General features: G+C 47.4%; 16 protein-coding genes. All 16 read right to left on the reverse strand.

What is annotated here, in order from left to right; all coding sequences use genetic code 11:
- Positions 1-365: 365 nt before the first annotated feature.
- Positions 366-824, reverse strand: a complete 459-nt coding sequence (locus DC345_RS23235) for an NUDIX domain-containing protein (RefSeq protein WP_113055174.1) — start codon at positions 822-824, stop codon at positions 366-368.
- A gap of 63 nt (positions 825-887) precedes the next feature.
- Positions 888-1,655, reverse strand: coding sequence for a 5-oxoprolinase subunit PxpA (locus DC345_RS23240; protein WP_113055176.1), 768 nt, complete (start codon positions 1,653-1,655; stop codon positions 888-890).
- Positions 1,655-2,680 (reverse strand): 5-oxoprolinase subunit C family protein, encoded by a 1,026-nt coding sequence (locus DC345_RS23245; RefSeq protein ID WP_113055177.1) that lies wholly within the window; start codon positions 2,678-2,680, stop codon positions 1,655-1,657. Before DC345_RS23245 ends, DC345_RS23240 begins: the two co-directional genes overlap by 1 nt.
- Positions 2,677-3,387: a 5-oxoprolinase subunit PxpB gene (gene pxpB, locus DC345_RS23250; protein WP_113055179.1), complete on the reverse strand. Its 711-nt coding sequence runs from the start codon at positions 3,385-3,387 to the stop codon at positions 2,677-2,679. The genes DC345_RS23245 and pxpB overlap by 4 nt, the downstream gene beginning before the upstream one ends.
- Positions 3,388-3,426: 39 nt before the next feature.
- Complete coding sequence (locus DC345_RS23255; protein WP_113055180.1) at positions 3,427-4,257, reverse strand: DUF2785 domain-containing protein; 831 nt, start codon at positions 4,255-4,257, stop codon at positions 3,427-3,429.
- A 3-nt stretch (positions 4,258-4,260) separates the two neighbouring features.
- Complete coding sequence (locus DC345_RS23260; protein ID WP_113055182.1) at positions 4,261-4,851, reverse strand: histidine phosphatase family protein; 591 nt, start codon at positions 4,849-4,851, stop codon at positions 4,261-4,263.
- A complete protein-coding gene (locus tag DC345_RS23265; protein WP_309304346.1) occupies positions 4,848-5,438 on the reverse strand; it encodes a DUF1572 family protein in 591 nt (196 codons plus the stop codon). The genes DC345_RS23260 and DC345_RS23265 overlap by 4 nt, the downstream gene beginning before the upstream one ends.
- Before the next feature lie 33 nt (positions 5,439-5,471).
- Positions 5,472-5,801: a DUF952 domain-containing protein gene (locus tag DC345_RS23270; RefSeq protein ID WP_064642662.1), complete on the reverse strand. Its 330-nt coding sequence runs from the start codon at positions 5,799-5,801 to the stop codon at positions 5,472-5,474.
- 51 nt (positions 5,802-5,852) lie between these two features.
- Positions 5,853-6,410 carry a GNAT family N-acetyltransferase gene (locus tag DC345_RS23275; RefSeq protein ID WP_113055185.1) on the reverse strand — a complete coding sequence of 186 codons (558 nt, stop codon included), beginning with the start codon at positions 6,408-6,410 and terminating at the stop codon, positions 5,853-5,855.
- A gap of 18 nt (positions 6,411-6,428) precedes the next feature.
- Positions 6,429-6,830 (reverse strand): ribosomal maturation YjgA family protein, encoded by a 402-nt coding sequence (locus DC345_RS23280; protein WP_113055186.1) that lies wholly within the window; start codon positions 6,828-6,830, stop codon positions 6,429-6,431.
- Positions 6,831-6,833: 3 nt separating this feature from the next.
- Positions 6,834-7,385, reverse strand: coding sequence for a GrpB family protein (locus DC345_RS23285; RefSeq protein WP_113055188.1), 552 nt, complete (start codon positions 7,383-7,385; stop codon positions 6,834-6,836).
- Between the two features lie 132 nt (positions 7,386-7,517).
- Positions 7,518-8,615, reverse strand: a complete 1,098-nt coding sequence (locus tag DC345_RS23290) for an Ig-like domain-containing protein (protein ID WP_258530771.1) — start codon at positions 8,613-8,615, stop codon at positions 7,518-7,520.
- 353 nt (positions 8,616-8,968) lie between these two features.
- Entirely contained in the window at positions 8,969-10,066 is a 1,098-nt protein-coding gene (locus tag DC345_RS23295) for an undecaprenyldiphospho-muramoylpentapeptide beta-N-acetylglucosaminyltransferase (RefSeq protein WP_113055191.1), read from the reverse strand.
- Positions 10,015-11,040 carry a polysaccharide biosynthesis protein gene (locus tag DC345_RS23300; protein WP_113055193.1) on the reverse strand — a complete coding sequence of 342 codons (1,026 nt, stop codon included), beginning with the start codon at positions 11,038-11,040 and terminating at the stop codon, positions 10,015-10,017. The genes DC345_RS23295 and DC345_RS23300 overlap by 52 nt, the downstream gene beginning before the upstream one ends.
- 168 nt (positions 11,041-11,208) lie before the next feature.
- A complete protein-coding gene (locus tag DC345_RS23305) occupies positions 11,209-12,594 on the reverse strand; it encodes a sensor histidine kinase (protein WP_113055194.1) in 1,386 nt (461 codons plus the stop codon).
- A complete protein-coding gene (locus DC345_RS23310; protein WP_113055195.1) occupies positions 12,587-13,234 on the reverse strand; it encodes a response regulator transcription factor in 648 nt (215 codons plus the stop codon). Before DC345_RS23310 ends, DC345_RS23305 begins: the two co-directional genes overlap by 8 nt.
- Between the last annotated feature and the right edge of the window lie 142 nt (positions 13,235-13,376).

The following is a 13,376-nucleotide window of genomic DNA, read 5'->3' on the forward strand; positions in this document are numbered from 1 at the left end:
TGAAATCCTATCTCATAGGATAAAATCTGGGGATGAAGGCGAACGCTTCGCTTCTACAGAATCGATTCCGTCCCCTTCACTACGTCTACTGTTCTTTCAAATTGAGGAGTGGGTAAGCTAAAGTTCAAATCAAAACCTGTTGACGCCTCAACTTTGCAGGTTTTGCTTCCTTAGGTTTTTATCCACTCCGCTGCCGTGTATAAGTACAGTCAGCTTACGTTAGGTGTAATAAGCCTGTACTTATAGTGTACCCACCTCATCTATGGTGAATCCATGAACCGGTTCGTAAACGTGACAGTTTTGGAAAAGTTATTTATAAAAATGTGTACATAAAGGAAGCATTTCGTGACCATATGGATTAATTTTTAATTCAAATCCCCAAGATAAATACGTGAAGACGCCTGATCCAGTAACAGTTCACCAATGGTTTTCGGATATAGACGTATCTGTGACAGCGCTTCGAGAGGAATCCATTCTACGGCTACCTGATGATCGTCCGGGCTGGAGCCTTCAAAAATCGTCGCATTCGGATCAACTAACTTGCATTCAAAATAAAATTCAACCTGGTGGACATCGGCATCCCAATCGGCAAATTCATGGTTTTTTCCGATATACTCCCGGATATGCAGCAAATCTCCCACAGTCACCGCCTGTCCAATTTCCTCCAGACATTCACGGGCAACGGCATCCTTTAGTTCTTCGCCTTTCTCCTGTCCTCCGCCAGGGAAAACATAAGCGTCACCATATTGATCCTCCAACCGGATCACTAGCAAACGTCCATCCTGTACAATAACAGCCTTCGCCGAATTACGTATCGGTTTCATGTTCTACTTTCACTCCTTACAAACTCGTATAGTTCGACCTCTGACCCTCGGTTACTGTAGCAATCATCTAGCAACTCCAGGTGCAGTCAGGTTAACTCCCTCAGATTCAAGCAACGAACGTATCTCTTGAGCAAATACAAGAGCATGCGCTCCGTCGCCGTGGATGCAAATTGTCTCTGCCTTTATGGAAACAGGTGAACCTTCCGTCGACACAACAATGCCCTCTTTCACCATACGCAGTACTTGAGCAAGAGCTTGTTCCGTCTTCTGAATGACAGCCCCCGGATGACTGCGTGGGGTTAGTCTCCCATCTGGTCCGTAGGTTCGATCTGCAAAAACTTCACCGATACTGCGCAGCCCAATGCGATCCGCTGCCTGTTTCATTGCACTGCCGGCCAGGCCATAGAGATACAGTTCCGGTTGTACTTTATAGATAGCCTCGGCGATTCCCTCAGCGAGCTGATCATCTTCAGCAGCCATGTTATACAAGGCTCCATGGGGTTTCACATGGTGCATGCGCCCCCCGTATGAACGGACAAAAGCATCCAACGCACCCATTTGATACACAACCATGTCATAGGCTTCTCGTGGTGAAATATCCATACGTCTTCTGCCAAATCCCTGCAAATCGGGCAAGCCGGGATGGGCGCCAATCGCGACATGATGCTCCAATGCTTGTAGCACCGTTTGCCGCATCGTTGCCGGATCACCCGCATGAAATCCACAAGCGATGTTGGCTGAAGTGATCAGCGGCAGAATTGCCTCATCCGACGCCATACGGTATACTCCGTAACTCTCGCCAAGGTCACAATTGATATCCACCGTGTTCATTAAAGGTTCCCCATTTCTGCCAATTTCCTGCGAATCAACTGATCGGTTAGCCGCCACTCCAACTCCTGTTCAAGGAATAATTGCTGTGCTTCTTCATACGTAATCCGTTCAAAAGTAACCCGCGCCCCTGGCCTTGCCTGTGCCAGTATCGGCAAATCTACCCGCGCTACTTGTGCGATCACAGGATAGCCCCCAATGGTTTGATGATCGGCCATCAATATAATGGGCTGACCATCTGCTGGCACCTGAACTGTGCCATAGGTGACGGCTTCGGACAGCCGATCCATGGGTTGAACGAGTTCCAACTTTGCACCTTCCAATCGATAACCCATCCGATCCGATTGAGGAGAGATTACATATCGTTCTTTGTGGAATCGTTCCAGGCTGTCTTCATCAAACGCTGTACTGTCTTTGCCCGGCATGACACGAATAACAGGTTCAGCATGGTAGGCGGGCCATTCCCTGCTGGACAAGTACCAGGCAGGTGCGTGCATCCGCCGATTATTCTTTCCAGCTTCCACACTCCATCCATGCAACGCCGATTGCGCTTCATAAGAAGCTTCCCCCACAAACAACCTGTCACTCACCTTCAGGGCACGTCCTTCAACCCCACCAAAACCTGTCTTAAGATCCGTACTGCGGCTGCCCATCATCTCAGGTACTGCGATTCCACCAGCAATCGCCATATAAGACCTCAAACCGGAACGGCATCGTCCAAATCTCAGTACACTTCCAGCAAGTAGCATGACCGGACGCCATAGCGGAACAGGCAGGCCATCCACCGTTCCCGTCAGATCCGCGCCACATAAAGAGATCAGCCGATTGTCATGAAAACGAAGCTCCGGTCCCGTCATCGTCATCTCCAGCACAGCTGCATCACGGGAATTGCCAACCAGTGCATTGGCTGCTCTGGCTGCAAAGGAATCCATAACCCCGCCCGGATGAATTCCATACCGACGAAATCCCGTCCTTCCTTCGTCCTGAACGGTGGATAACAAACCTGGGCGAATAACTTCAATACTCATCCTTCGCCCTCCTTTTGTTCCAGATACTCCTGCAGTGATATCGCTGCAAAACGAACCCGATCACCTGCTGCCAGCAGGCTTGGCGGATTTTCCGTCGGACGAAATAGCTCCAGTGGTGTTCGGCCGATACATTGCCATCCGCCAGGAGTCGTCACCGGGTAAACTCCCGTTTGTTTGCCACCAATACCCACTGTTCCCGCTTCTACACGAAGCCGAGGTGTGAATCGTCTGGGTGTAGCGATCTTCTCCGATAGCCCGCCCAGATAAGGAAAACCTGGTGCAAATCCAATCATGTGAACCAGGTAATCGCCGGATGTATGAATAGCTATGACCTCATCCGGCGTAAGCCCATGTTCAGTAGCGACATATTCTAGATCAGGACCCAGTTCACCACCATAACATACGGGAATAATGATCGTTCTGGGTTCACCCAGCGTTGCCTCTTCCATCTTGTTCAATTCATGAAGCAGCCTTCCGCATACCTCGTCGTACGAGGAAATCAACGGATCATAGAACAGCGTGACCGATGCAAATGAAGGTAACCACTCCAAGATGCCCGATAGTTGCCTCTTTTCCAGCAAAGTACATATCGACATCACCCTCCGGTGCACCGCTTCGGATATGTTGTCCCCACACCGGATCATAACCCCTGTTTCTCCCAGAGGAGACAGCACATCCTCAGTCCATGAATACGGCAGTTCAGTCATGCTATCCCCCTCCTTGTTCACAAGTTTATAATCCCTTGATCATTTTTTCTCCAAAGCCTGCAAAATAAATGAGCGCACAGCGGGAAAGGGCTCTACGTCTTCTGTCCGTATGGCAAGATAGAGCGTCTGCAGAAAGACGCGCACATTCAAGCTCATCTGGCTGATCTCCAGAAGCGATTTCCCCTCCGTCTTATCGTTTGGATTCAGTGAATCGATCCAAGACGAAATATCGTTTTGCTCCAGCAGATTGCGACGAAGGATGGTGACCACTGCATGAGCAATCCGCTGATCCTCATCATGGATGTAGACCACACTCGATTCGGTAATTTTCACAGTGAGTGCATGCAAAAGCTCCCGTAAGGCTACCTGCTTCATATAAGGCGACTGTGCAAGATCTTCAACTGCATCTGCCGCGTGTGCCGGAGCGTGCGCCCAGCCCTTATCATCGACATAGCCGCGAACATCTTTTTCACGTTCCAGATACGTAGTCAACCGATGATGAATAACCTCTATCTCTTCCTTTTTCAGAAAAGGCCGTTGACGATCTACACTCAGAATTGGAGGCAGGAGCAGCACAGAGAAGGTTCGGGTAAACACACTGTCCGTGCCTTGTTCTCCAATACCATGAAAAAGATGCTGATCATCCAGCGCCATATGTAACAGATGACTGAGCTGTTCTTCCGAAAATACACCCTGTCCAATCCAGGTCGCAAACGTAACATAGATCAATTCATCCCGCAAAACTGGGTCTGGACTGCCAATATGCTGCATCATATGCAGAGCCAATTCGTAAGGATGTTCTACTTCATGGGCGGATAAATTAGCCGAATCAATCTGCTGCAATTTCTGTTTTAATGCCAAAGCATCCATCTATCACAACTCCTTGGAGGAATTCAGATGCACGCTGCAATTGTATAGATCACATTGCCAAGACTCAGCTTCCCAAGAAATCCGGGTGATCGACGTGTTGGACAGCTTTGCGCTCACATCAAGTTCAGGAACCAACCCTCGCAGTGTATTACGAAGAATAGCGCCATGGCTGACAACGATCACTCTTCCATGGGGATGCTGTCGTACAATATCTTCTATCGCGGCACTGCCCCGACTCGTTCCTGCATCCGCAAGTTCCCGACCTAAATCCAGAGTATTCCAATCCGCTCCCCATTTGGCTAGACGTTCATCTTCGGTCGTACCCTCCACCTGCCCACCGCCCATTTCACGCAACCTCGGGTCCAAATGAATCTCTTGTATTCCCAAACGATCTCCAATGATGCGAGCCGTCTCACTTGCACGCTCCAGATCACTTGCATAGATGGCATCCCACGTTTCCTCACTCAGTCTTGCAGCAAGCAATAGTGCCTGTTCTCTTCCTTCCTGATCCAACGGATTATCCGTTTGGCCTTGCGAACGTTTCTCCTTATTCCACGCCGTGCTTCCATGGCGAATCAATGCGATCTGTGTCATTGCTGTTCCTCACCTTTACCTTTTTCTATGCGTAATTCATCATCTGTAAAATGTTTTCGTGCCTTCGGCTTGGCAAATTTGCCGCCATTATATTGGTCCGAACCATTTCTCGGAATGGAAAGACTGTTCCATGCGGTTTCTTTGAGCATTTTGGCTGCATAGATAATCTGCCCCACATGATAAGGGTAATGGGCCAATTGCCGGATGATTGCCTCCATGACGGTATGTCCTTCATTGCGAATATATATAATATGAGACAGTTGCTCCGGTGTAAAAGAACGAATGGCTCCAAGCAAACAGTTCCAGCCTTCCTCCCATTTGGCGAGCAGCTCTTCCCGGGTCGAAATATCATTCACAAATTCCGCATCACGTTCACGCCACGGCTTTTCTCCATCGGTTGTCAGCACATCCGTCCAACGGGACAGCATATTGCCCCATAGATGCTTCACAATAACCGCAATGCTGTTGGCATCTTCATTCCAGGATTGAAACAGTTGCTCGGATTCCAATTGCTCCATGGCCTTTTCCCCAAGCTGTTTGTAATACAAAAATTGCTTCTCGGCTGTATCCAGAAATACCTGATTCATATCCACACGTTCACAACCCTTCACAAAATGTTTTTATTCAGGAAAAGAAAACGTCCCGTCTTCATTCGGTTCAAAAGAAATGACTTTCCGTACAGCATCCAAATTAAGTTCACCATAGATATGTGGAAACAGTTCATTCAACTCATACAGGTCCTCATACACCAGTTCCGGCTTCAAGGCCCTCTCATCAATGCCAATCAATAACAAATCCGTACGCCCTTGATAAAATTGAGCCGCTACCCATGGAATCTGTTCTTTAGTGGAACAATGAATGAAACCGTCCGTCTCCAGGCTATCCGGTGCATACACGCTCTGCTTGGATACCTGCTCCCATACCGCTCGGGAAATAATACTGTAGATCATTGTTCCGCCTCCTTCAATTTCTTCTATGTATCGTGCAAGTCATTGGAAGTATTATAGATCATCCCGGATACGGGAGTACAATTTTTGATCCGTAAACACACCTTTGATCTTCAATTGTTTACGCATCAGACCTTCATATGACATGCCCAGCTTCTCCATCACTCGTGCAGAACCGATGTTGCCTGCATTGCATTTCCCCTCAAGCCGATTGCAGTCCAGTTCCTGAAAACAGTATTCAACAATCGGCTGCATCGCTTCTGCTGCAAGGCCTTTGCCCCAACAACTGCTGGAAATCGCGTACCCCAGTTCCGCACTTTGCATGGATTCATTTAGATGAAAAATGCCACCTCGCCCGATCAGTTTCCCCGTTTCTTTCAGAATAAAGGCCCATATATAGACCGTTTTCTTCTCATAATTGTCTAACACTCTTTGAATATATTGAACGGAATCATCCAACGTCTCATGGCAGTTCCACAAACTTTGCTGACTCACTTTCGGATCAGAGGCAAACATAAAATAATCATCGAGGTCGTTGAGCGTAAGACGTCTCAGTATCAAACGCTCTGTCTCAAATTCGGGTGATGCCGTAAAAAGCTTCTCTACATTCACTTAAGTCCCTCCCCAGTATCAAGCCTTCTTATTGCTCAGGAAATAACGATCGATCCCATAGACGCACAGAATGCCGACAGCATACCTCAACAGATCCATCACCAGAAATCCACGTCCCAAAATAAGCGCACCCAGCATCGTTGAACGCACTTCGTTCAGCCAAGCGATCTGAATCATTTGCGAACATTCGACGGCCCAGCTAAAAAGCAGGCTTACGATCAGCGCCAACTCTTTGCTGCGATTCATCCAAACCATGCGTACCCCAAAATAAATCATCGCTGCCCACAAGGCATCACCGAAATGCTCACGTACAAAATCCGGTAAAAGTTCACCAAAGTGTCTGGACGCCAGTCCTGCCGCCATGGTTATGATCACTGCAATGAAATAAATCAATCTGTCTTTGAAAAATGCCTTCCTCATGGATCAAATGCCTTCATCAAGCACTTGTATAATAAATTCCGTTTTGGCAGCGGTATACGCTTCCCTGTCGTCCTTATTCTCATCCGCAAGTTTAGCTTTCAAGGCCGAATAAACCTCTACCAGATCCGGGCGCTGTCTCAGCACATCCCGGAACTGGATTTGGCGATCCCAACGTTCCTCGCCTGGGCGCATCAGATGAAGATGTACAGCCCTCTTGCCATCCTTCACTCTGACCCAGAATCGTCTGTATTCCCGACCATCCAGTTCAGGTGGAACGTAGTTCCAGCCTGCCGGATTCAGCTGATTGGAAATTAAGTCCATGTCCTCCCACGACTTCACCTCTCCCATCAAATCAATAATGGGCTTTGCCGGCAATCCCGGAATCGATGTGCTTCCGATATGTTCAAATTTATGAATATTGAGCTCCTGTAATAGTTCTTTGAGTTGTCGAATTTCTTCCTGAGCCTGCGAGTCCCACATGGGATTGGCCTCTACAATCTCTATCGATTCTGTCGCCCACGCAGGCCAGTTTTCCGGTTGCAGATGATCTGTCATTCAGATGCTCCCTCCTTTATGTAATTACTATATAGAATTTTTTATACTTAAAAGGGGCGTATGTCTACGCCCCATCTGTTTCTGTTCACGATGATGAATTTATCTTAATTGATATGTTTCATTGTTGAAACTTTATTTTACCGTTACCGGTATAGTAACTTTTTTATTACCCCACTTGGCGGTGATGGATGTCTTGCCTTTACCCACGGCCACAATCTTGCCGCCCGATACTGTGGCTACACTTGGTTTGGTGCTGCTCCATACAGCACTGCTCGTTACAATCGTGGTTTTGCCTGTATCATACTGCGCCATCACACTCAGTGTTGTACTTGCTTGTGGCGATAAGACGAGTGTTTTCTGGCCTGTGATCAGCTTTTTGAGCAAAGGAACAACGGTAACCTCTGCCTTTATTGTCTGATTTTGATAAGTTCCTGTCAAGGTGGCTTGTCCTTCCGTCAGTGTTTTGACTGTACCATTTTTGACGGTTGCTACATTATTGTTGGAAGAGGTCCATATCACCTGTTTTGAAAGATTAATTGTTTTCCCATTGGCATATGTACCGATTACCTTCAACGCTTTCGATTTCTTAATATTCAGCTGCATGACAGCAGGTGTTACTTCGACTTTGGTAATCTCGTCTGTAATCGCTACGGGGACTTTAACCGTCTCTGAGCCATATTTGCCTTGTAACAGCACTCTGCCAGGCGTAATTCCTTTAATTTTACCACTCTCCAGCACCGCGGAGGCACTCGATACCGTCCATACGATCTCGGACGTTACGTCTTCTTCCTTGCCGTTTGCACGCACAATGCTTACTTTGGGGAGCGCACTTTCACTACCTTTGACAAAATTATAGGAACTTGGCGAAGCTTTGATGCTTTTAATTTTATCCTGAACCTTAACCAGCAATTGCGCTTTGGAGCCATCTACCTGTGCATATATCGTTGCTTCTCCTGCTGCCACAGCCTTCACTTTGCCTTTAATAATGGTGGCAACAGCTTCGTTACTCGTGGACCATGTGGCGCCACCCGTAACATCCTGCTTGTTATCAAACCCTTCAATAACCGCCATCACTTGAAGCGTCGTTGTCTGGGACACACTCATCTGCTGCGGACTACTGTTGGTAATCTCGATGGATGTCACGTCACCCGTGGCTGCCAAGGCAAGCGAAGGAGCCAGTACTGCCAATACTAAAATAAAGGCCAAGGCGCCTCGTATTGCTAATTTCATTCCATTCATTGCAATCTTCATCTCCTGTAATCCAATATTTTACTTCTATTATATTATATCGGAAACTCATTACATAAAAATGAATCCTGTTGGAGCAGAATCGCGGATAAGAGGAACATTCGACATTTGTTACATGCTACGGCCCTCCCCCTATATTCCCAAAATATGCAGAGGCATTCTCCAAGTCATTAAGAAGTGACTGAAGAATGCCTCTATATTCAGAAGAATCTGGGGATAACAGCGATTGGAAGATTATATTGTTTAATACAATAAACGTTTTGAGATAATCAGGATAGATACGATGAGCAAAAAGAACATGACCAGCAGCAGTTCGGGAAATCTTTTATTCATGTTCAGCTCTTTTCCACCGAAGAAACCGTTGTATGAATAAGCTGCAGAACCTTGTCAACGGCGTTGTCCGTTCCACTCGCCTTCATATGGCCCACCATATGATCCCTCTCCTTATATACAAGGTCAATATCTCGCAGGAATGTCTGAGCAGTTAAATCCTCTTCCTGGAGAACCCTCGCATAACCTCGCTCCTGAAAATACTTTGCATTCAGCGTCTGTCCAACAAGAGACCCGCCGTTGGCATGGGGAATCAGGAGCATCGGCTTGCGCAGCAGCAGCCACTCATGGATCGCATTGGAGCCGGCACGTGACACAACCATATCCGCCATAGCCATTAAATCGGCAAGTTCTTCATGCACGTATTCAAATGCCTTGTAGCCTGCAAACCGCGGAAAAGCTGAGTTCAATTTACCTGTGCCACATATATGAATGATTTGATAACGCTTGAGCAGTTCCGGCAGTGTTTCAAGTACCATACGATTGAGCTTTTCCGAACCCTGACTGCCACCCATAATCAACAGAATAGGCCTGTCGGAGACAAATCGGCAAAAATGAATCCCCCGTGCTCGGCTGCCAAGTTTCAACTCCTCCCTGATTACAGGTCCCACGTATACTGTCTTGTCTGACGCCTTAGAGGAGACGAATGTCGTGGTATCCATAAACGTGGTACACATCATTTGAGCGTATCGCCGTGACAGCCTGTTGGCCAGACCCGGATGTAGATCCGGCTCCAAAATCAGCACCGGCACCCGGTTCCACCTGGCACCCACTACAGCAGGAACAGCCACGAATCCCCCTAACGAAAAGCAAACATGAGGTTTAATTCGAAAAATGAGTAGATAAGCCTGCAGCACTCCAAGCATAATTTTGAACACATCGGAAATGTTTGCCCACGCCCAATACCTTCTCAGCTTGCCTGTTGCAATCGCATGGTAGTGAACTGCCGGAATTTTGCCAATTAATTGACGCTCGATGCCCTGCTTGGAACCGATATAATGGATCTCCCATTGCTCCTGAAGCAATCTGGAGATCAGAATGAGATTGGCTGTCACATGACCGGCGGAGCCGCCTCCTGTAAATATGATCCTCCGCTTGAACACAGAAATCCCCCTCTCCACAGCATATCGCGCACTTCCGCCTTGGTCATGATGACATCCTCCGAATGATATCCTCTGCCAGGAAGAGCAAAAGTCTCACAACCCTCTTTATCCACTAATTTGGGTGCAGAGGAGGCGGTGACAACAAAGTAGGACTTCTCCTCTTCCACTTCCCAAACGTTTTCCCAATTTGAAATCAACGTTTCATAAAGCCGTTCACCCGGACGGGCACCGATAAAATGTATCGGGACATCCTTTTGTCCAGCATCCTCTGCCAATACCTGCGCGATATCCGTTATTTTGCAGGATGGCATTCGGGGGACAATAATCTCGCCGCCCTCGCATTGTTCCATGGCCGATAAAAGAATTTCCACGGCGTCTCCAAGGGGAAGAAAAAAACGTGTCATTCTGGAATCGGTAATGCTGAGTGGCTGCCCCAACGCAAGCTGGCGTTTGAATAACGGTACTACGCTGCCCGTGGATCCAAGAACATTTCCGCTTCGTACACAAGCAAAGCTTGTAGCGGAACGACTGTCAGCTAATAAAATCAATTTTTCCCCGATGGCTTTGGTCATCCCGTACATGCTGGAAGGATTCGCAGCTTTGTCCGTAGATATATATATCACCTTCCGCACGCCGTTCTCGATTGCAGCATCAATGACGTTCTGCGTTCCGACAATATTGGTTTTGACCGCACAATCCGGTTGGTCCTCGCAGACCGGAACATGTTTAAGCGCCGCAAGATGAAAGACATAGTCTACACCCTTACAGGCGCCAGCCAGCTCCCACCGATCTCTGATATCTCCAAGTACAAACTTCACTCTCGGGTCAGAGACGGTTTGTCTCATTTGAGCCTGAAGCGATTCATTTCGTGAAAAAATACGAATTTCTTTCGGCTCCTGAACGAGCAATCGTTTGACCAACTCTTCTCCCCATGAGCCTGTGCCTCCCGTTATTAAAAAGGTTTTATTGAACATCGGATATCCCTCCATCAATTAAATTCTGCTTTGGTGATAGGCCTATCCTAAGGCAATTGTGTTACATCAGTATGACAAGGGAACAACCGGCTTTTTCCAACGTGTACATGCTTTAATCAGGTTGCTTCTCACACAAAAAAACCACCATTTGCATGGTGGCATCCTTAGTTAACGTTGTATTAAAGGTAAAGAAAAAGAAAACTTTACTTTTCCATCGGCTACGCTAAGGCCATAGTCGGCATGGTGGTTCTCAAGAATCGTCCGGGCGATAGATAGGCCCAATCCCGTCCCGCTAAACTTTTTGCTGCGCGAACTATCCATTACATAGAAGGGCTCCCATACCTGATCCCACTGTTCGTGCTCTTCCTTATCCGTTTCATTGGTGATACCGAAATATGCCGTTTCCCCTTTCAATTCAAGTGTAATGGTTATTCGGTCACCGCTTGTATATTTCACCGCGTTGGTCATCCAATTGTGCAGAACAGACTCCAGCTTCCGTCGATCAGCCAGCACCCAGGTCTCTGCAGTCCATCCATCCTCCACTTCCACATGCAAGCCATGCTGCTGAAATACGGTTTCATAGGTATGAAGGGTCTCTGTGAGCAATTGACGAAGATCAACGGGTTCAAAATCGTATACTTCGGCCTGCAGACGGGATAACTCCAACAGACGGTCAATTAAACCAGCCAGCTCTTCGCTCTGTTGCTGGATAACCCCGGCGTAAGTTCCATCATCCAGGCCATCCTGAATGCCAGAGGCATAGACACGAATGAGGGAGAGCGGTGTTTTTAATTCATGCGAGATGTCCGAGATGAACGTTCGCAGATTGGCATTTTTCATTTCCAACGAATGTTGCGCCTGCTGCAATTTGTCGCTCATCACATTGATGCTGTGTCCTAAAGACTCAATCTCATCTCCTGTCTTTATATCAACCTTCGCAAACGATAAATTGGAAATGGCTTCAGCCGTTTCGCTTAGTTTTGCGAGCGGTTTAACGATCCGGGCGGTATACAGCACGGAAAGCAGGATAAGCATCAGCAGCATACCGAGCCATATGTACGCATTGAATTGATTAATAATTCGAATCGTCTCCGATGAATGGGAGATGGATTCGCCGACTGCAAACACGGAATCCCCCACCATAACAAAGTTCACGAGAAAGCTGGATTTCAGCTTGGTCTGATCATAGAATTTATTAACCCGGGCACCCTCACGCAGCGCAGAGATACTCTCTTCTGTGAGCCAAAATTTACTGAGGGCAATCCCCTTGCGGTTATATTGCCATAACAATTGATCGTTAATATCATTTACACTATCCTTCAACGAAGCATAAGCGATAGCGACCTCGTATTGCGTTTCAAGGCTCTCAATTCGTTGTATTGGAACGTCATGTTCTGAAGCAGAGATTTCAGCCGTTAACTCGGCCAGCTTCTGCTTTTTCTGATACAAAAAATAGCTGGGCAGGAAAAACGTATTGACGATAAAGGATAGGAAAAAGACAACACACAATGCACCGATAATACGCACGAGCAGTTTCCGGGTCAGTTTACTCATTTTGATCCTCTAGGCAATAGCCCATTCCCCGGTACGTTTTGATCGAATCTTCTCCAATTTTCTCACGCAGTCTGCGGATATGAGTGTCTACGGTGCGTTCCTCGCCGAAATAATCGAAACCCCACACCTGATCCAGCAAAATTTTACGGGTTACAATCTGCCCCTTATTCATTCCCAGAACTTTCATTAATTCGAATTCCTTATGGGTAGCCCCTACATCCACTCCACCACGGTAGACCTTCTGGCCTTCCAGATCGACAGTCAGTTCTCCCACAATAATTTTGGCGGAAAGTTGCAGCAGCTTTTTTACACGCAATAGCAGGATACGCGAATCAAATGGCTTGCGCAGATAATCATCCGCCCCGGCCTTCAAGGCAAGAAATTCATCATCCGATTCCCCTTTGGCTGTCAGCAGCAATACCTTCGCCCGACTCGTACGCTTGATTTCCCGGCATACCTCGACACCGCTGCGACCAGGCATCATCCAATCCAAAACCGCCAAATCGATTTGATTAGTATAAAAGAGATTCAGGGCTGCTTCCCCATCCTCGGCTAAAAATACCTGAAAGCCCTCTTTAACGAAATAGGCTTTTAATATTTGCAGCATCAACGGCTCATCATCCGCGAGCAGCAGGTTCATATCTGTGCCTCCTTTCCAAACTGGATTCTACTATACAATCTGTACGTTACAGCTGTGTGACATACCCGCTGGTTTGGCCATTCCCACATCCCTGTACTGCGCCACCCATACCATAGAAGCGCTGAACACTCTTAACTGCTCC

Origin of the sequence: Paenibacillus taichungensis, assembly GCF_003287275.1 — a bacterium.
In the GTDB taxonomy this organism is placed as follows: Bacteria; Bacillota; Bacilli; order Paenibacillales; family Paenibacillaceae; genus Paenibacillus; species Paenibacillus taichungensis_A.

Excerpts from the sequence above, each read along its gene's own strand:
- DC345_RS23245 (WP_113055177.1), bottom strand. The coding sequence starts at position 2,680 with ATGAGTATTGAAGTTATTCGCCCAGGTTTGTTATCCACCGTTCAGGAC.
- DC345_RS23290 (WP_258530771.1), bottom strand. The coding sequence starts at position 8,615 with ATGAAATTAGCAATACGAGGCGCCTTGGCCTTTATTTTAGTATTGGCA.
- DC345_RS23305 (WP_113055194.1), bottom strand. The coding sequence starts at position 12,594 with ATGAGTAAACTGACCCGGAAACTGCTCGTGCGTATTATCGGTGCATTG.
- DC345_RS23310 (WP_113055195.1), bottom strand. The coding sequence starts at position 13,234 with ATGAACCTGCTGCTCGCGGATGATGAGCCGTTGATGCTGCAAATATTA.
- DC345_RS23235 (WP_113055174.1), bottom strand. The coding sequence starts at position 824 with ATGAAACCGATACGTAATTCGGCGAAGGCTGTTATTGTACAGGATGGA.
- pxpB (WP_113055179.1), bottom strand. The coding sequence starts at position 3,387 with ATGACTGAACTGCCGTATTCATGGACTGAGGATGTGCTGTCTCCTCTG.
- DC345_RS23300 (WP_113055193.1), bottom strand. The coding sequence starts at position 11,040 with ATGTTCAATAAAACCTTTTTAATAACGGGAGGCACAGGCTCATGGGGA.
- DC345_RS23260 (WP_113055182.1), bottom strand. The coding sequence starts at position 4,851 with ATGACACAGATCGCATTGATTCGCCATGGAAGCACGGCGTGGAATAAG.
- DC345_RS23255 (WP_113055180.1), bottom strand. The coding sequence starts at position 4,257 with ATGGATGCTTTGGCATTAAAACAGAAATTGCAGCAGATTGATTCGGCT.
- DC345_RS23240 (WP_113055176.1), bottom strand. The coding sequence starts at position 1,655 with ATGAACACGGTGGATATCAATTGTGACCTTGGCGAGAGTTACGGAGTA.
- DC345_RS23280 (WP_113055186.1), bottom strand. The coding sequence starts at position 6,830 with ATGAGGAAGGCATTTTTCAAAGACAGATTGATTTATTTCATTGCAGTG.
- DC345_RS23265 (WP_309304346.1), bottom strand. The coding sequence starts at position 5,438 with ATGAATCAGGTATTTCTGGATACAGCCGAGAAGCAATTTTTGTATTAC.
- DC345_RS23285 (WP_113055188.1), bottom strand. The coding sequence starts at position 7,385 with ATGACAGATCATCTGCAACCGGAAAACTGGCCTGCGTGGGCGACAGAA.
- DC345_RS23270 (WP_064642662.1), bottom strand. The coding sequence starts at position 5,801 with ATGATCTACAGTATTATTTCCCGAGCGGTATGGGAGCAGGTATCCAAG.